Source organism: Gelidibacter maritimus, from assembly GCF_014062315.1.
Lineage (GTDB): Bacteria > Bacteroidota > Bacteroidia > Flavobacteriales > Flavobacteriaceae > Gelidibacter > Gelidibacter maritimus.
This window is the reverse complement of sequence record NZ_JACGLT010000007.1, coordinates 130953-149847: the sequence shown is the minus strand read 5'-3', so window position 1 is coordinate 149847 and position 18895 is coordinate 130953. Positions and strand designations below refer to the sequence as shown.

Genomic DNA, 18895 nt, shown 5'->3' with positions numbered 1-18895 from the left:
GTTTTAGGTGAAACGTTTATTATATGAAAAGTAAGAGGTTATGAAACACGAAGTCTGATACGGGCCAAAACCCTTAATTTTACTACTGTTTCGACTATTTTCTATATATATCTTTGTTGTGCAATCGCTCTTTCTTTGGTTAATAAATTTAGTTTTAGTTCTATTTCATTTTCATTCATTGTTTTAATGAATTCCTTAAAGTTTTCAGATGACTGTGGAATTGCCAAACCTATTTTTTTTAATATGCCACTTGTCTCTTTAATTTTATATGTTTCAAAAAAGCTTGTCTCTTCATTTGGAAACAATAAAAATCCATTGTCCGAATTAAAACGATACATATATGCTATTGTCTTATAATAGATACTGGTAGCTCTTTCAGAATTTTCCGAGTATGAATGTTGTCGCCCCAATGGCATATATTTTGCATCACCGACGCTTTTCGGTTCAGCTCTGCTTATAAAATCTGGATAAATTGACTGGAAATTTTCGAATAGATAATGGCGATTTTTACCTGTCTTATTTTCAGGATGAATAAATTCGTCCTTTAAAAAGGTGTTCAAATACTCTTCCCAAAGCCAAGCACCATCAAACAACAAACCATAAACTTTATCCTTTTCTTTGCCAAAGGTTATTTTTTCGTGTCTTAAAATTTTTAAACAAATTTTTTGCAACATTGCATATTCTGTGAAATATGGATGTGAAAAAGGTTTTAAATTAGACGATATAATTTTTTGACGTGAATTCTTGTTATAAGAGTTTTGAGTAACAAAATTAAATTTGCTCACGATATCTCGCACTTCACTATCATTTGTTAATATGCCACTACCAAAGCGATGAGTTTTTATATATTCAATTGTATGTCGAATAAGTTGTGTTAAATTATTATTATAACTGTGTTCTCTTGTTGTGTATGCAATCTTTCCCATAAATGGAATGTTTCGAAGAATATGTCTTTTAACATCAATTGCTCCTTTTATATTTGCATCGTTATACTCTTCTCTTCTGTATGCTTTGTACAAACCTTGTGAATATGCTTTCTTTAAGTAATGTGGGAATAGATAAAGTAAGAAATCCCAAATATTTTCTTCGTTAGCTGTTTGGTCAAATTTTAAAAGATTTAGTGAGAATACTTTTTGCAACATATAATGCAAGAAGTAGTCATTTTTATCGTCTTTAGCAAAACGAGAAGAAATTGAAAGTTGACTGGTATTGCGTCCAATAAACCCCATTAAATTATATGTGGTTAAATTCTCTTCATCTAAAGAAAAAATATGTGATTTCTCAACATCATCACGATACTGACCTAAAGATTGAGGAAAAACAAGCAAATCAGGGTTGTCTTTCTGCAAATCAACAAGTGTGCGATTGGCAATGCAGGACAAATCATTAATATTTGGATTGTCGAAACTAATTAATTTTTTTCCGCCATTATTATCTGTTGTCCTCATTAGGCATTATATGCTTTTTTAAGGATTTCTATTCTTTCTTCTCCGTCTGGATATCCACGTAAATATTCTTTTAATAGTGGTTCAATACGGAAATCCCAAACCAAATTAAAATCTTCTCTTGGAATACCGTCCGAATCAAGAAAATAAGCAGCCCCAATATGATAAGAATTGTTTAGTCCTTCAATCAATGAAATTTGCTCATTTAAATTAGCCATTTTATTTTTTGCTTTATCTGGCAAATTCATATTGTCGGCACTTTTTTCTGCTGTAATTTCTACCCAAGTAAAACGTCTTCGCATAGCAAAATCAAAACTTTCAACGCTTCGGTCGATATCATTCATTGATCCAATAATAAAAACGTTCTCTGGAACAAAGAAAACTTCTCTTTCATTGTCGTGTAGATTAGAATATTGGGTTTTGACTGCACCCTTTTTACCTCTGTAACTTGGGTCAATTGAGAAAAACAGTTCTCCAAATATTTTAGAAATTTCTCCTCTATTAATCTCATCTATTACAAAAACAAAATTTTTGATACCGTTTTTAGTGTTTTCTTGTTTATTCACAAACTCTAACAAACCGAAATTAGATTTCAAGTAATTTACTACATCTTCCATATCTTTTTGGAAAGCACCCGAAGGCCTTGCTTGTTTTCCTTGATACGCATCATAAACATTTTTCTTTGTAATAGTAAAGTTGTATTGTGAAGGTGTATTTAATGACGAATATTTTAAAGATTCCTTAGAAGATAGACCGTAATCCCACGAACCAATTTTGGTCAGTACACCTTGTGCAATACTATTTCGAACTTGCGATAATAGGTTTTCCCAAGATTCATCGAAATTGTCAATTACATCTGATAGTTTTGATTCAGATGCTTTTTGACAAAATGATTTGAAAATACCATCTCTTAATTCAAATCCAATGTTACCAGTTTCATCAGGCGCGGTCGGTCTAAGGCCCTCAACAAAATCAGTATAATCGTAAGATGGATGAAATTGTACAAATGCGAATTGTCCACAATCTTCTAATTCTTCATCAGTTTGCACTCCAATCATTTGTTTGGCAATTTGCTTGGCCAAAAACGTTTTTCCTGTTCCTGGTGCACCAGTTAAAATTATGTTTTTATTTGAATTTAATAGTTCTAAATAATCCTTCATTTGCTGTTTGTTCTTTGCTTTTCCAAAAATTCTTTTAATGTCTTCTCCTATCGTGATTTCTTCTAATGTTGTTGCGTACCATTTAATATCTGTTAATTCAAATTCTTCACTTTTTAGCCACTTAATACCTATGGAAGATTTCGAAATTAAGTTTGTAACTATACCGATTTGCTTTATTCTTAGGTAACTTTTCGCATTTGGCTTTCTTCCTTTTACAAAAGTCGATTTTAAAGCAAACATATCCCCAATAGAAATTTGAGAAAATAAATTTGCATATTTTTCTTCCTCATAGCCGTTTTCCCATATGCCTTCATGTATAAACCTATCAATTTGACTTTTTCCTTCCCAAGTAAAGCCACCAATAAAATACCTCATATTTTCAATCAATTTTCCATTTTTTTTATGTTTCAATTTTTTTTCGAGTGTTATGTAATGTTTGGTGTAAAAATAGTTGCGTGGGATAAGCACCTAAAATAAGAAAAATTGACCGAGTCTGTGGAAATTTCGTCCTGTCACTCTTTTTAAGCATGAAGGATTAACGAGTAGGCGAGAACCAAGCAATTATTCTACGCGGTAACTGTTATTATTTTTTCAATTTACAAATCTCTCTTTGTGATTTCCAATTGATCTCTACATTTGGATATTTTGTTCTTAGTTTTGAATTTATTTCTTTTTCAAATTCCATCTCATTTTCTAAATATGTTGAACTATAAAACGAATATATCTCTCTTCCATTTTTTAAGATAGGTTCTTGAGGGTCAAGTAAGGGTTTTAAAATCTCAATAGCCTGATGAATTATCCAAGGAAATGGTCTAATATGCCTGTGCATATGATGATTTAGCCAATTATTAACCCACTCGATTTCATCCCAATTTATTTCTTTCGAATATTCTACTGATTCAAGGGTTTTGACAATTTTTATTAATGATGATAATCCAGTATTTTTTCCTTTACTTGTTGCGTAATCGATTCCAAGTAATCCTCTAATTCTATTTTCTAAAGATAATCTCAAAGAGTATAAAGTCAACAAATCTATTGAGTAGTTATTTTGATTTTGCTCTCTTATTTGATGTTTATAAAATAAATTTTTGGCAAAACTAAAATGTATTGCCGAAGGTAAGGTGTTAGTGCTCATTATAATAAAATCAACTTTTTCATTTTTGTCTAAAAGTTGGACAAAGTTTTTCAAGTCAGCAATCACAATTTTAATCTGCTTTTCAGTAAAATCACTTCCTAAATGAATTAAATAATCTATTGCTGATTGAATATGACATCTTGCAATCAATTGAGCTTCTTTGTCAAACCATTTTACTTTTAAAATATTATTTCTTTTACAATTATATTTTAATGATTTACCCCCTAATTGATTCAAGTAAAAAATTAAATGGTCAACATTTTCCTTGTCTATTTTATTGTAAATATTTTTTAATATTTCCGTTTGTTTCAATTGGAGATAGATTTTCTTTAATGGTTACCGACTAGTATACACGCCACCCAAAAGCACCCCTATCCTTCCTTATCCCCCACAACTTTCTAACAGTCAATACAAAAACAAGTTAGGCATCTTTTTGGTTGGTGTTAATTTCTTCACAATCTACCACCTTTTCACCAACTTTCCAATACGTATATCTACGTATTTCACCCTCCAAACCTTTGATTTTACGAGCTTTATTCGACATTTCTTCGACAATCCTCGCATAAAATCGTATTTAAAGGACCCAAACTCCAACCAATGTCGAACGAAATTGGGAGAAAACCCCCTAAAAACTGTCACAATCAGACAAATGGTGACAATACATGACAATAGGTGACATTACGCGACAATTCACGACATTAGGTGACAACTCACAGCAAAACACGACAAAATACGACTATAGGCGACAATACATGACAGAGGTTTGTGCATTACGAAATAAATCGCAAGACGCTCATTCCGCCATAATTTTTTTATTGCGAATGGCTTGGCAATAGAGTTTCATAAAAAGACATCGAAACGCATGAATTTTACGCCGTTAAAGTTTTATATTTTTAACTTATACACCACTAGAGGTTTTGAATTATGCCCCAACTAATGACCAACATAGACCAACCTGTTCATAAAAAGCCTTTGTTTTTATCGAAAAACTTAAATGAAAAATCATTTTTCTCAAACGTTATTTTTTTTTCGCTAAAATTAATTTCACTTGCCTTTTTAATTACATTTTCTTCTTGTGACAAAAGCTATGATAGTATGGATGATATAGTAGAAGTTATTATCGACCCAACATTAAAAGTAGATACTGTCTTACTTTATAGAGCTGATTTAGGAGACACACTTTCCACGACGGGAAAAATTTTAAATGGAATGTCATTTTATACTAGACGAGAAAAAGTTAAATACTCCCACACCTCGTGACATCACGCCCAGAAGCGTGATCTGCCTACCAATGCCATCATAAAACAAAAAAAGCCTCTCAAAAAATGAGAAGCTTTTAGCGACTACCTTGTAGTTGAAAAAGTGCGGGCGGGGAGACTCGAACTCCCACACCTCGCGGCATCACGCCCTAAAGCGTGACGTGTCTACCAATTCCATTATAAAACAAAAAAAGCCCCTCTAAAAAGAGAAGCTTCGATTTCTGTACAGGTGGGGAGACTCGAACTCCCACACCTCGCGGCACTAGATCCTAAGTCTAGCGTGTCTACCAATTCCACCACACCTGCATAGGTTCCGATTATTATCGGGTTGCAAATATAAACATTCCATTGAATATACAAATAACTTTATTCAAGAAAATTCACTTCATTTTTTGTACTTTTGATTCACTTGGAAATCAACTTCCAAAACATTGGAAATAATTAAATAATATAACATGCAAAACATAGACAGCTACGTAGAAAAAAACAAAGACCGATTTATAAATGAACTGATTGAACTTCTCAAAATCCCGTCCGTCAGTGCAGATTCTGCATTTAAAAAGGACGTTTTAAAAACCGCCGATGAAGTCAAGAAAAGTCTTGAAAAAGCAGGCTGTGATCATGTTGAAATTTGTGAAACTGAAGGCTACCCTATTGTTTATGGTGAAAAAATAATCGACAAAAACTTGCCAACAGTTTTGGTTTATGGACATTACGATGTGCAACCTGCCGACCCGATCGAGTTGTGGACTTCTCCTCCTTTTGAGCCGGTAATTAAAAAGACAGAACTGCATCCTGAAGGTGCCATTTATGCCAGAGGTGCCTGTGATGATAAAGGTCAAATGTACATGCACGTCAAAGCCATGGAGTTTATGACCTCAACCAACCAGTTGCCGTGTAATGTCAAATTCATGATAGAAGGTGAAGAGGAAGTCGGCAGTGTCAATCTCGGTAAGTTTGTAAAGGAAAATCATGAAAAGTTAAAGAACGATGTCATATTAATATCTGACACGGGCATGATTTCAAAAGAAACCCCATCAATCACCACAGGATTGAGAGGCTTGAGTTATGTAGAAGTGGAAGTGACCGGACCTAACCGCGATTTGCACTCTGGACTATATGGTGGCGCAGTGGCCAATCCGATCAATGTATTGACCAAGATGATTGCTGCGCTACACGATGAAAACAACCATATCACTATTCCTGGATTTTATGATAAGGTTGAAAATCTCTCAGACGAAGAGCGTGCGCAAATGGCAAAAGCACCGTTTTCATTGGAGGACTATAAAAAAGCATTGGACATTGATGATGTCTACGGCGAAAAAGGCTATACCACCAACGAACGCAATTCCATAAGACCAACTCTTGACGTCAACGGCATTTGGGGAGGTTATATTGGAGAAGGTGCCAAAACAGTCATTGCGAGTAAAGCGTTTGCCAAAATCTCAATGCGATTGGTGCCACATCAAGATTGGGAGGAAATTACCCAATTGTTTAAGAAACATTTTGAAAGTCTGGCGCCAAAAGGGGTGAAAGTCCTGGTCAAACCTCATCATGGTGGTCAAGGTTATGTGACGCCTATTGACAGTATTGGATATCAAGCCGCTTCAAAAGCTTATGAAGAGACTTTCGGAAAAACGCCAATTCCACAGCGCAGTGGTGGTAGCATTCCGATTGTTTCCCTCTTTGAGCAGGAATTGAAAAGCAAAACCATTTTAATGGGCTTCGGCTTGGACAGTGATGCCATCCACTCCCCTAACGAACATTTCGGGATCTGGAATTACTTGAAAGGGATTGCAACCATTCCGTTGTTTTATAAGCACTTCACGGAGTTGAGTAAAAAATAATTTTCTCGCAGACCTGCAGGGTCGCTGAGGCGCGAAGATTACAGGCCACGAATACACGAATGTTATATAAATATATTCGTGTATTCGTGGCTTTTTTTTATTTTTTACCATAAAAAAATTAATTTTTATTTGCTCACGTTGTTTTTTATTCTACATTTGTAGAACACATTCTAAATATGTAGAACAATGGAACTCACAAAAACAGAAGAAGACTTAATGAACCACCTTTGGAAAATGGAAAAAGCTTTTATGAAAGATATTCTTGAAGCCTATCCTGAACCAAAGCCTGCGCCGTCTACCGTGGCTACTTTATTGAAACGGATGCATGACAAACATTTTGTGGGCTATACACTTTACGGAAAATCAAGGGAATACTATCCATTGGTAAAGAAGAAAGATTATTTCAGCAAGCATGTGAACGGTCTCATCAAAAGTTTTTTTAACGACAGCGCTACGCAGTTTGCTTCGTTTTTCACAAAATCGACCAATCTCACTAAGGCAGAATTGGAAGATCTAAAAGCACTCATCGACAGCGAAATCAAAAAGAAACCATAACCATTCAATTTGAATTTCCGTTAAGGCGAAATGAGACCCAATAACAATCAATAACCTCGGGGTCCGACCGGTACAGGCGGACAAGCCCACGAAGTATAAATAAGGAATTGTCTTTTCGATCGAGGCAACCTAAAGTATTAAAACCCACTGGCGGGAACAAACTTAAAAACAACACATCATGCTTATCTATCTCTTAAAATCTGGCGCATGTTTGGCGATTTTTATGATCTTCTATAAATTCTTTTTAGAGAAGGAGAACATGCATGTGTTTAAACGTTTCTACTTATTGGGGGCGCTCATCATCGCATTTGCAATTCCAATGATCACTTTTACTCAATACATTGAAGTATCCGCTACACCGATGGTCAATGAAACTTTTGAACCCGTTGCTTTTTATACCGAGAGTGTGCCACAAATCGAGCAAACCAATTACTTACCCATTATTTTATGGAGTATTTATGCATCGGGTGTCTTAGTTTTTGGATTGCTGTTTATAAAGAACCTTATTCAGATTATTTTTAAAATCAAACGCAATCCGAAACAAAAATCCAAACAGGTTATCCATGTTCTTTTAAACGATTTGATCACTCCCCATACTTTTTTCAAATACATTTTTTTGAATAAGCAGAAATTTGAAAAACATGAAATTCCGCAAGAAGTATTTTGGCATGAAGAGGCACACGCCAAGCAGAAACACAGTATTGATGTCTTGTTTATAGAATTGCTTCAGGTCATCTTCTGGTTCAATCCGCTTATTTACTTTGCGAAACACGCCATAAAAATGAACCACGAATTCTTGGCAGATCAAGCCGTTTTAGACAGAGGCATTTCAACACCAACTTACCAACACATTTTATTGGCATTCTCATCTCCCGATTGCTATCGGGATGCGTCAGAGAGTCCGTTGGCAAACGCCATCAATTATTCATCAACCCGTCACGTTGCAGGCGTGATCAAAAAACGATTTACAGTTATGAAAACACACACCACAAAACGAAAAATATGGTTGAGAAGTCTTGTGCTTTTGCCATTAATTGCGCTGACCTTATATGGGTTTAGTGAGAAAAAGGAAGTTGTAAAACTCTCAACAACTCAAAATTTAAGTTCAGATACCATTCAAGATATCTTGATCTATATTGATGAAAACAATGCCATTTCACTAAATGGAAATCCTGTTAAAATTGAAGATTTGGAAACTGAGATCAACAATTTAAATCCACATTTATCGCAAGAACTAAAGCACATATTTTTAGATGCAACCATACAATATGTTGATTCTAAGAACACGGAAATAGTGGGAAAAATACAGTCCATTTTGGTGCAAGCCGATGTTTATTCTAATTCAACATCCAATATCAATACGTTAAGCGAATCAGGAAAATCGGAAAAAGCAGATAAAAACCAATACTCTGGGAAAACTCCTGAAGAAGCAATGAGTTTGTATGAAAATCAAATCTTGGCTTTATGGCCACTTGAAGAACTCTCTTCGCCATGGAAAGACGGTATTGAATTAAATAAAGAATCAAAGATTGAACAAATACATGTGACATCAGAACTTATTGATGAATACAATATCATTGCAAAAAGCATTAATTCCACACCTGAAGAAAAGAGATCGGTAAAAATGAAGAACTTAAACCAGATGATGTTCATTTACAACGCTATGTCAAAAGAGCAAAGGCAGGCATCTGAACCTTTTCCAAAATTTGGACCGTTCCAAGTTATCGAAAGCAATCAACAAAAAGCAACTCCCGAAGAAGTATCAGAATATAATAAATTGGCCAAATACTACAATGAACAATCGGATTATAGCTATGTCCTAAAACAAAAGGACATGAAGCGCGTCATTGAGATTTACAATAAAATGGATGCATCGCAAAAAGCCAACGCCGAACCATTGCCAAATTTTCCGCCCCCGCCTCCACCAGCAGCACCAAATCCAAAATCGAAAACAATACAAACTTTACCACCTCCCCCTCCGCCGCCACACGTAAAGCTTACAGCCGAGCAAAAGAAATTGTATATGGAGGCACTAAATAACAGCACTGCAGGACAGACCTATACCTATAAACGTAAAAGTAAAGATGGGAAGGACGGCCATGTTGTGTTCATATCAGATCGCGATGAAATAGATTCACCATCAAAAGCTGCATTAAATCATATAGCTGATATGAAGATTAAAGGCGCACTCTTTTTTTATAATGATAAAGCAATCTCAGCAGAGGAGGCCATGGAGTATGTTAAAACAGTTAGAGAACTTTATATTTCGACAGAACATATCGATAGTAAGCAACCTAAGGTATATATCTCCACCACGCCTATTCCCTCTCAGGATTAGTTCTGACCTTAAAGAGATGTAATAGCATATTCACTCATTTCCAAACCTCTCAGGTTTTCCTCCTTCGGCGGACAAGTTAAAACCTGAGAGGTTTTTTTAATAGCATTAATTTCTAAATCACAATTGTTCGAATAAAATAAGCTCCGAAAGGACAACAAATACTAAGCGTCTATGAAGTCAAAAGATGCCAAAGGAGTTGTTCATCTTAGACATTGATTATCTAAGCCATATCTAAAGAAGAGCTCATAAGTTTTCCTTCTTCGGCGGACAGATAAAACTTATCAGGCTTTTTTGTATGATCTCTGTTGCCCATATTTTCATTTAATGTATTTTAATGAGCAAATACGATGAAATTCTAAAACAAACCATTTCAATTTTCGGTCTATCTAAATTTCAATTATATTCGTATTTCAGAAACTGTAATCCATGCGCAAAATGCAAGTGAAAACAATCACTGCGTTTTCTAAAAGCGCTCAACTCATAATTAAACTATAAACACCTCTTCAATGGAAAAACCCAGACGATTATTTTTGAAAAACCTCGGCTTAGCAGGCGCGGCAGCTGTCTTGACGCCGTCAGCCTTTGCTAAAACACCGGAAGCAATCAATTTTCTTGAAAGAAAAACCTTAGAATCCAACAATCTTAAAACACTAAAAATCGCATTAATTGGTGCCGGCGGCATGGGTGTTGCTGATACCAATACAGCCTTACAGCACAAAAACATAGAACTAGTTGCCGTTTGTGATTTGTACGATGGACGGTTAAACGACGCTAAAAACAATTGGGGCAGCAATTTAATGCTCACCAAAAACTACAAAGACATTTTAAAACGTGCCGATATCGATGCTGTAATCATAGGAACACCAGATTTCTGGCATAAAAAAATAAGTATTGATGCCTTAAATGCCGGCAAACATGTGTATTGCGAAAAACCGATGGTGCACAGTGTCGATGAAGGTCACGAAATTATTGATGCTTGGAAAAAATCAGGCAAAGTGTATATCGTAGGCAGTCAAGGGATGTCTTCCTTGGGCAACGAAAAAGCAAAGGAGCTATTGGCTGCTGGTGCTATTGGTGAGCTCAATTATGCCGAGGGATTTTGGGCCCGAAACTCACCACTTGGCGCTTGGCAATATCCTATTCCAAAAGACGCTTCTACAAAAACGGTAGATTGGAAGAATTATCTTTCCATAAGTAAGGACCTTCCTTTTGATCCTTTACGCTTTTTTAGATGGCGAAATTACCTTGATTATGGAACGGGAATGGCTGGCGATTTGTTTGTACATCTCTTTTCCAGTTTACATTTTATTACAAATTCTTTAGGTCCCAATAAAATTGCCGCAATGGGAGGCTTGCGCTATTGGAAAGATGGCCGAGAGGTACCAGATGTTCTTTTAGGAATGTTTGATTATCCAGACACCAAAGAACATCCAGCCTTTAACCTTTCTTTGCGCTGTAATTTTGTGGATGGCACCAGTGGTACCACCTATTTAAAACTTGTGGGCAGCAAAGGATCTATGGATGTTGAATGGGATCGAGTAACTCTAAAGCGAAACGCAGGTGGTTCTAGCGATGATCCATTTTTAGCTGAAAAAGCCAAAGAAGAAGGAAGCATCCAATCTGATAGAAAAACCATGGAGCCACCATTAACCACCGTGTATAATGCCCAAAGCGGTTATAGAGGCGCCCATTATGATCATTTTGCGAATTTCTTTCATGCCATCCGAAATAATGGAACTGTGGCTGAAGATCCGCTTTTTGGGTTTCGTGCGGCCGCCCCTGCGCTACTCTGTAACGACAGTTATGAGAAAAATGCATTTATTGGATGGGACCCAAAGAACATGAAACTGATTTAATTTTATGATAACTATGAAAAAAACCATGATGAGCGTTTTATTGGCCATATCATTGATTGCCTGTAAAGATTCAAATAACGCACAACAACAAACTGAAGAAGGTAGCTTAACCCAAGAAAAAAGTAAAAGCGCTATTCAAAAGACTGAAGGCGAATGGCTTTATTTGTTTGACGGCACTAGCCTTGAAGGCTGGCGTGGTTATAATGAAGACGAGATGCCTCCAGGCTGGGTTATCAATAATGGTGAGCTCACCTATGACACTGAACTCGGATTGGAACAAGACTACACAGGTGGAAGAGACATTATTTATGGGGCCGAAGAGTTTGACAACTTTGAACTCTACTTGGAATGGAAACTTCCCAAAGGTGGTAATAGCGGCATTTTTTACCACATTAAGGAAGATTATCCCGCGCCTTATGATACAGCTCCGGAATACCAACTGATCGATGATGACAACTATGCTCAAATCCACGATCTGACGGGTTATAATAAAAGCATAGGTCACACCGAAAACCTTTCAGAGTTAAAGCCATTGAATAAAACTGCTGCCGATTATGCTATGCACGCTCCGGATCTTGATAAGAAAAAACTAAATCCTGTAGGTGAGTGGAACAGCAGCAAAATTGTATTCACACCCGAAAAAGTGGAACATTGGTTAAATGGTGAGAAAGTACTTTCTTTTGTACCGTGGAATGACGAATGGGAAGAGAAAAAAAATTCCGGGAAATGGAAGGAGAGTCCTAATTACGGTAAATTCAAGTCTGGTTATATTGGTTTACAAGATCACGCCAGTCCGATTTGGTTTCGAAATATAAAAATCAGAAAATTATAAGAAATGTCAGCCTAAGAAACATTTAGGCTGACATTTTTATTTAAACCGAGGCTCAAACAATCTGAAGTATAGAAAACATTGACCTCATAAATTTGAAATATGAAAAAAATTAGTTTGTTCGCGATAGTTCTTAGCATCGCATTGACCAGTTGCCATTCCGGCAAAGAACTTTTCAACGGAAAAAACCTTGACGGATGGCAAAAATATGGCACCGAAAAATGGTATGTAGAAGATGGTTTGTTGGTCTCTGAAAGTGGACCCGACAAAATGTATGGTTATCTCGCCACTGAAGAAAATTATAAAGACTTTGAAATCACATTAGAGTTTAAGCAAGAAGCCGATGGCAACAGCGGCGTGTTTATACGATCTGAGATTGAAGGCACCAAAATATCGGGGTGGCAGGTAGAAGTTGCACCGCCGAACCTTCATACTGGTGGCATTTATGAATCTTATGGTCGCGGGTGGTTAATAAAACCTTCTCCTGAAAAAGAAGCGGCGCTTAAATACGGCAAATGGAATAACTTAAAGATAAAAGTAAAAGGCAACCAAGTGACCAGCTGGTTAAATGGTGTGGAAATGGTTGATTTCTCCGATGAGAAAATAGGTGCGGCAAATGGCAAAATTGCCTTACAAATCCACGACGGTGGCGGCATTAAAGTGTATTGGAGAAACATCCGATTGAAGGAGCTCTAGCAGAAATTTTCAAGACCGTCAACTTGAATGAATTTATATTTAAATCTAACAGGTTTTCCTCCTTCTGCGGACAGGTAAAAACCTGTTAGATTTTTAAACAGGTATTTGCTGTAAACTTCGGTAGTTTTCCGATGCCAAAATTCAAAAGATCAAAAAACCATTGTTATGAGATTTAGTTATGCATTCTTGTTATTATTTGTGTTTTCTTGTCAATCATACGACAAAACCAATACGTTCCCGTCAGAACGCGAGGCGAGAACTGCCATAGAAAAAGTTTTAGCCGATCAGGAAATTGCCTGGAACAATCATGATTTGGAAGGCTTTATGCAAGGCTATTGGAAAAATGATTCGCTAAGGTTTTTCGGGAGCAATGGTCTTACTTATGGATGGGACAAGGCTCTGGCAAACTATAATAAAGGGTACCCCAGCCCTAATGAGAGTGGCACATTAAAATTTGTCGTTACGGATATCTCAAAGATTGAAAATGCCAATTATCTGGTATTTGGCGAATACCATTTAGAAAGAAACATAGGTAACGCCAATGGCATTTTTACCATTATATTCAAATACATTGATGGGCAATGGAAAATCATTGCGGATATGTCCTGTTGAAATATTTTCGAGCGTATTAATTAAAAAGCATTTACAGATCAGTAAATCAATGCCCAATTTTTATAGAGGTCATAAAAACTAAAATCAGTAAATAAGACAACATATACTGTCAGCGTGCGCATTTGAGAGCTTTCTAAACGCACCTTTTAAGCCTCGATAGCGCTCAGACACATGTTTTAATGATCACAGAGAGCATGTCATCAACTACAAAATTCCAATACATTTATTCTTCTTGAAGCACATCTTCTCGTACTAACTATAGGCAAGTACCATATTAAACATTCGTTTTATACCGTTAAAACGCCATGGAAGATAATCAGCGATTGGGGCTGCTCTTCAAGCAGCAGTTTCCTCAGACTTGAAATGCTCGTACAAGTCATCGCATCCCATTCCTATAATAGAAAGTTTTTTACGTTTAGCGAGCGATTCATTGTGTAATTGAGCCAAAACATTCACTCCATAACGGTCAATACTGGTCAGGCCTTCAATATTTATGACTAACGAATCACATTTATCAAAAATATTCGAAAACTCCTTTTTGAACAGATGAAGATTAAATTTGGTAAGTGTTCCTTTGACTTGAAAAAAAGCAGGGTGTTTGATGATTTCTAAATCCATAATAGCGTAAATTAGGTCGTTAAAAAATAAATTATGCGCTATTAATCATTGGGGGTGAGACAAATATGATAAATAATCTTAAAACTACACAATGTTTTCGACCAACGGTATTTTCATAGGTTTAGCGAAATATAAAGCGTAAGAAATTAGAATCAGAAACACTTAAAACTTTCGGTTTGGATAAAATCAATAATGGTCTTACCTCGGTTCTTGTTCAGAAATCTGCTCATATACCAACTTAAAAGTTTTGGTCCGAACTCAAGCCTATGATTTTTTTATTCCCATTTAAAATCCCAAATTGGCACCTCTCCCTTTAAATGCTCCACAAAATAATTCCATCGTTTTTTGGTAAAATATTTGCTCGCCTTTCCTTGATACCCATGTCGTTGACTTGGAAAAATCAACAAATCAAAATCCTTATCGGCGTTTACTAAAGCTTCGGCTAATTTAAACGTAGCGGAAGGATTGACGTTTTCATCAATGCCACCATGCACCAACAACAATTTTCCTTTCAAATTTTTGGCATTCGTTATATTGGACACCTCGTGATAGGTTGAATCTACTGGCCAACCTTGATACATTTCAGGCCACCAGGCTTTTTCCATTCTAAAATCGTGGTCTGCAGAACTTGCTACACCCACTTTATAAACATCCGGAAAAGCAAGCATTGCCCTTCCAGTATCGAATCCTCCTGCAGAATGACCAAATATCCCAACACGATCAGTATCAATCCAAGGATATTTCTCTCCTAAATGCGTGATGGCCAAAACATGATCTTCAAGGTTATTTCCCATGTTTTTATAGGAATGGTTATGAAATTCTTTTGAGCGCCCAGAGGTTCCCAGCCCATCCACCATCATCACAATAAAACCAAGTTCTGCCAAAGATTGATTCATAAAAGCTCTATCGAACGATTTTGGGAACATTTGCGTATGTGGACCAGTATAGGTATGATCTACTATTGGATAAAATTTGTTTGGATCAAAATTGGTCGGTTTCCAAATGGCACCATAAATAGTGGTTTTTCCATCTTTTGCAGTCAATTGAAATGGTTCAGGGGCCTGCCAATCTTTTGCCACAACCTCAGATACATCGGCCGATGTTAATTCGGCAGTTACTTTCCCAGATTTAGCCAATCGTAAAACGGTTTTGGTCGGACGGTTGACTGTGGAATAATTATCCACAAAATACCTTCCATCTTTGGAAAAAGACACCACGTGATGGGCGTTTTCAGCGGTCAATAAGGTTGTATTTCCCTTGAAATCTACTTTGTAAAGTTGTTGATGATAAGGATTCATCTTAGGATTCTTGCCTGACGCTAAAAAGAAGATCTCTTCCTTGTCTTCACTGACATGTACCACTGAATTGATATAATAGGTGCCTTGTGTCAAAGGAATTGTTTCTGTGGTTTCGATGTCCACCAAATAGAGTTGTCGCCATCCGCTGCGTTCTGACAGAAAAATCACTTTTTGTTTTCCTTCTAACTTTTTAAACCAAAAATTGTCGATATTCGTTGTACTTGTCTCTGCAATGAGCGTCTTCTCGGTATTATTTTTAAGGTCGATAAGTTTTAAAAACTCCTTTTGAAACCCTCTTTCCGCATAGCTGGCTAAAAATTGACCTGACCTCTCCATCCATTGAACAGCCACGGAATTGATATGGGTGCCAGTTGGTAAATCTGTCTTTACTTCCGTTTTACTTTCAACATTAAAAAACACAGGCTTGACAAGAACCATTGTGGTGTCTCCCGGAGAACCTCGATAATAGGATAGTAATTTTGATTTGTAAAGTGAATCGATACTGTGATCCAACAAATACATTTTTTCAGCATTTCTAAAATCGACAACATTGGCTGCAATATATTTGGAATCTTTCGACCAATTAACTCTGAAGTGTTTTGGTCGCTCCGCATTCTCTCCTTCCATGATATCGTACCATCCATAATACGTTGCGTACTCATATTCCTTTTCGCCATTGTGACTTAATTGGTATTCCTGCCCAGTATCGGTCGACTTTATATAGAGGTTATAATCTTTGGAGAACGCAATCCAGTTTCCATCTGGAGATTTGGATTCAAACGGATCCCTTTCATCTTTATCCTCCTTTTCTGCAAGCTGAAGTTCATAGGTTTTTAGATTGAGTGTATAGCTCTTCGATTCAAAATTAAATCTTAGATGTCCATCTTTTGTCCGCTCGATGTTTGAAAGCGATAATTTACCCGACTCAAGATCTTTTTCTTCAATCAGAGATAATTTTTGTGCCAGCCTATTCTGGTCGAACAAAGGTTGCACTTTATAATCTTTAAAATATAAAGCTTTATAAGTCTTGCCGTTTTTGTCATGATCTATAAACCAAAGCCCAGACTCATCCTCAAACCAATACACCTGCGTATAAAGATTATAAACAATTTGATTGTTTAAGTTTTCTGACCTAAAACTCTCAGCCCTTTGGTAGTCTTCTTGAGTGAGTTTTTGTGCCTGGATTTGGGTTGTTAGAAACAACATCAATACTGCATAATAGTACTTTTTCATAATGATCAATTTTTAAGGCCTGAAATCCAAAAGCCGATGGATTGTATTCAAATCCGAGTTTTAGGATGGTAGGTCAAAAGATATTCCCCTAATTACGATAACTATAAACAATAGTCAATTTAGCGTGTCATGCGCTTTATTAATAAAGAAAGACACTTTCAAAAGCCAAGCTCACTTCAGTTTTTCGCTACACATTTTAAGATAAGATACTTAACACACATTGTGTTTTGTAAAAACGATATACAAGACCTTCGTTCAACTTATTTTTTAGACCTCTTGATATAATCATTCACCCGTTCTTCCATAATCGCCAAGGTTACAGTGCCTTGTTCCAGAATAATTTCATGGAAAGCTCTGATGTCAAAATTGGCGCCTAGTTCGGTTTCTGCTTTTTTGCGCAACTCCCTTATTTTCAATTCTCCCATTTTATAAGACAAGGCTTGACCAGGCCAAGAAATATACCTATCTGTTTCCGTATTGACCTCGTGCATAGACAAGGCGGTATTTGACGACATATAGTCCACCACTTGCTCACGGGTCCATCCTTTGGCATGGATTCCGGTGTCAACCACCAACCTACAAGCGCGCCACATTTCGTAGGTCAATTTGCCAAACTGCTCATAAGGGGTTGTGTACATACCCATTTCATCCGCCAAAAATTCGCAATATAAACCCCAACCTTCACCATAAGCGGAGAGGTATAGATTTTTTCTAAACCGCGGAATACTATCGCCCAATTCATTATTTAAACTGCCTTGCAGATGATGACCTGGCACAGCCTCATGAACGGTTAATGCGGGTAGAGTGTACAGTGTTCTGCTGGGTAAATCGTAAGTATTTACCCAATAATAGCCTGGTTCCGTACTTTCTTTTGAGGTTCCAATATAGCGTCCTGCCGTGTATTTTGGAGCAATGGCATCAGGCACTGGCGCCACGCCATAAGGTTTACGGGGCAGGGTTTTAAAATAACGTGGTAATTGGGCATCCGCTCGTTTTGCCATATCGCGGGCAATCATCAGCAATTGCTCAGGCGTTTCAGCATAAAATTGCTTATCTGTTCTTAAAAAATGAAAGAAATCGGCAAAGCTACCTTCAAACTTCAATTCTTTGATAATTTGTTCCATCTCTGCTTTGATCCGCGCCACTTCACGTAATCCAATTTGATGGATATCATCCGCTGTATATTGCGTGCTGGTTGTATAAAAGTCAATTCTATTTTGATAGAACGCCTTTCCATTAGGCGTTTCGGAAACTCCTAACGTTGTTCTTGTTTTAGGGAAATATTCTGTTTCGAAAAAGTTTTTAATCCGCTTAAATTCGGGGGTCACCTTCGTTTCGATGGTTATTTTAGCAGCGCTCAGTACGGAATCCTTTTGAGCTTTAGTCAAATCATTCGGCAAGTTCTTAAATGGTGAATAATAGAAACTATCTTCAAAATCAGACACAATATGATCGTTATAAGTCGATTCATAACCTTTAAAAATGACCAAAGGTTGTGACACTCCTTTTTCCAAACCTTCCCTTAAGTTTTCAAGGTTCTGACTTACAAATTGCGGAATGGCATTCAATCGGTTTAAATACCCTTTGACTTGCGCATAGTTTGCCAACGGCCTGACCTGATAGGTTAGGTTGGTATGAAAGCCAGTGTCGGACAGCAACGGGTTTAAATATTGTTCAAACTTGTAATAATTAATTTTATCATTCAATACAAACCCCAAAAGATCCGCAGAGATTTTTTCGGTTTCACTCAAATCTGCAGTCTCTACCTTATTAAGTTCATCCAGTACTTGCTGGGCAAATTCAGCTTCAGACTTATAATACTCTTTGGTATACAATCCTAAAGGATAGACATGTCTATCGTAACCTCTATGCTGTTCGTATTTCTTAATCACACTATCCAAGACCATCTGAGAGTTTTGAGAAGATGTATTCTGAATCGAAAAAAGGAAAAGTAAAAGTGTGACGAGAATCGGTTGTAAAACTTTCATAAGATATTTCTGATTATGTTTTGGTA

15 protein-coding genes and 1 tRNA gene are annotated in these 18895 nt (G+C 36.7%); 8 read left to right on the top strand and 8 right to left on the bottom strand.

What is annotated here, in order from left to right:
* Positions 1 to 101: 101 nt before the first annotated feature.
* The 4 genes from H3Z82_RS10655 to H3Z82_RS19740 all read right to left on the bottom strand — a co-directional run bounded on the left by H3Z82_RS10655 (position 102) and on the right by H3Z82_RS19740 (position 4284).
* Positions 102 to 1448 (bottom strand): McrC family protein, encoded by a 1347-nt coding sequence (locus H3Z82_RS10655; protein ID WP_182205486.1) that lies wholly within the window; start codon positions 1446 to 1448, stop codon positions 102 to 104.
* Positions 1448 to 3016, bottom strand: coding sequence for an McrB family protein (locus H3Z82_RS10650; protein WP_182205485.1), 1569 nt, complete (start codon positions 3014 to 3016; stop codon positions 1448 to 1450). Before H3Z82_RS10650 ends, H3Z82_RS10655 begins: the two co-directional genes overlap by 1 nt.
* A 172-nt stretch (positions 3017 to 3188) precedes the next feature.
* Positions 3189 to 4052 (bottom strand): hypothetical protein, encoded by an 864-nt coding sequence (locus H3Z82_RS10645; protein WP_182205484.1) that lies wholly within the window; start codon positions 4050 to 4052, stop codon positions 3189 to 3191.
* 109 nt (positions 4053 to 4161) lie between these two features.
* Complete coding sequence (locus H3Z82_RS19740; RefSeq protein WP_262890695.1) at positions 4162 to 4284, bottom strand: hypothetical protein; 123 nt, start codon at positions 4282 to 4284, stop codon at positions 4162 to 4164.
* A gap of 392 nt (positions 4285 to 4676) precedes the next feature.
* On the opposite strand from H3Z82_RS19740, the gene H3Z82_RS10640 reads away from it, so the two are divergent.
* Positions 4677 to 5000: a hypothetical protein gene (locus tag H3Z82_RS10640; RefSeq protein WP_182205483.1), complete on the top strand. Its 324-nt coding sequence runs from the start codon at positions 4677 to 4679 to the stop codon at positions 4998 to 5000.
* A 223-nt stretch (positions 5001 to 5223) separates the two neighbouring features.
* Here the strand turns inward: H3Z82_RS10640 and H3Z82_RS10635 are convergent.
* Positions 5224 to 5305 (bottom strand) — tRNA-Leu (locus H3Z82_RS10635).
* 149 nt (positions 5306 to 5454) lie between these two features.
* Here H3Z82_RS10635 and H3Z82_RS10630 point away from each other — a divergent pair.
* The 7 genes from H3Z82_RS10630 (at position 5455) to H3Z82_RS10600 (ending at position 13732) form a co-directional block, all read left to right on the top strand.
* Positions 5455 to 6846 carry a dipeptidase gene (locus H3Z82_RS10630; RefSeq protein WP_182205482.1) on the top strand — a complete coding sequence of 464 codons (1392 nt, stop codon included), beginning with the start codon at positions 5455 to 5457 and terminating at the stop codon, positions 6844 to 6846.
* A gap of 186 nt (positions 6847 to 7032) precedes the next feature.
* Positions 7033 to 7401, top strand: a complete 369-nt coding sequence (locus tag H3Z82_RS10625; protein WP_182205481.1) for a BlaI/MecI/CopY family transcriptional regulator — start codon at positions 7033 to 7035, stop codon at positions 7399 to 7401.
* Between the two features lie 178 nt (positions 7402 to 7579).
* Positions 7580 to 9739, top strand: coding sequence for a M56 family metallopeptidase (locus H3Z82_RS10620; protein ID WP_182205480.1), 2160 nt, complete (start codon positions 7580 to 7582; stop codon positions 9737 to 9739).
* A gap of 506 nt (positions 9740 to 10245) precedes the next feature.
* On the top strand, positions 10246 to 11595 hold the full coding sequence (locus H3Z82_RS10615; protein WP_182205479.1) for a Gfo/Idh/MocA family protein: 1350 nt from the start codon (positions 10246 to 10248) through the stop codon (positions 11593 to 11595).
* A 13-nt stretch (positions 11596 to 11608) separates the two neighbouring features.
* Complete coding sequence (locus H3Z82_RS10610; RefSeq protein ID WP_182205478.1) at positions 11609 to 12427, top strand: 3-keto-disaccharide hydrolase; 819 nt, start codon at positions 11609 to 11611, stop codon at positions 12425 to 12427.
* Positions 12428 to 12526: 99 nt separating this feature from the next.
* Positions 12527 to 13120 carry a 3-keto-disaccharide hydrolase gene (locus H3Z82_RS10605; protein WP_182205477.1) on the top strand — a complete coding sequence of 198 codons (594 nt, stop codon included), beginning with the start codon at positions 12527 to 12529 and terminating at the stop codon, positions 13118 to 13120.
* Between the two features lie 165 nt (positions 13121 to 13285).
* On the top strand, positions 13286 to 13732 hold the full coding sequence (locus tag H3Z82_RS10600; RefSeq protein WP_182205476.1) for a YybH family protein: 447 nt from the start codon (positions 13286 to 13288) through the stop codon (positions 13730 to 13732).
* Between the two features lie 336 nt (positions 13733 to 14068).
* Here H3Z82_RS10600 and H3Z82_RS10595 read toward each other — a convergent pair whose 3' ends face one another.
* The 3 genes from H3Z82_RS10595 to H3Z82_RS10585 form a co-directional block, all read right to left on the bottom strand.
* Positions 14069 to 14350: an STAS domain-containing protein gene (locus tag H3Z82_RS10595; protein WP_182205475.1), complete on the bottom strand. Its 282-nt coding sequence runs from the start codon at positions 14348 to 14350 to the stop codon at positions 14069 to 14071.
* Between the two features lie 275 nt (positions 14351 to 14625).
* Positions 14626 to 16881, bottom strand: a complete 2256-nt coding sequence (locus H3Z82_RS10590; protein ID WP_220459173.1) for a S9 family peptidase — start codon at positions 16879 to 16881, stop codon at positions 14626 to 14628.
* Between the two features lie 260 nt (positions 16882 to 17141).
* On the bottom strand, positions 17142 to 18869 hold the full coding sequence (locus H3Z82_RS10585) for a DUF885 domain-containing protein (RefSeq protein ID WP_182205474.1): 1728 nt from the start codon (positions 18867 to 18869) through the stop codon (positions 17142 to 17144).
* Between the last annotated feature and the right edge of the window lie 26 nt (positions 18870 to 18895).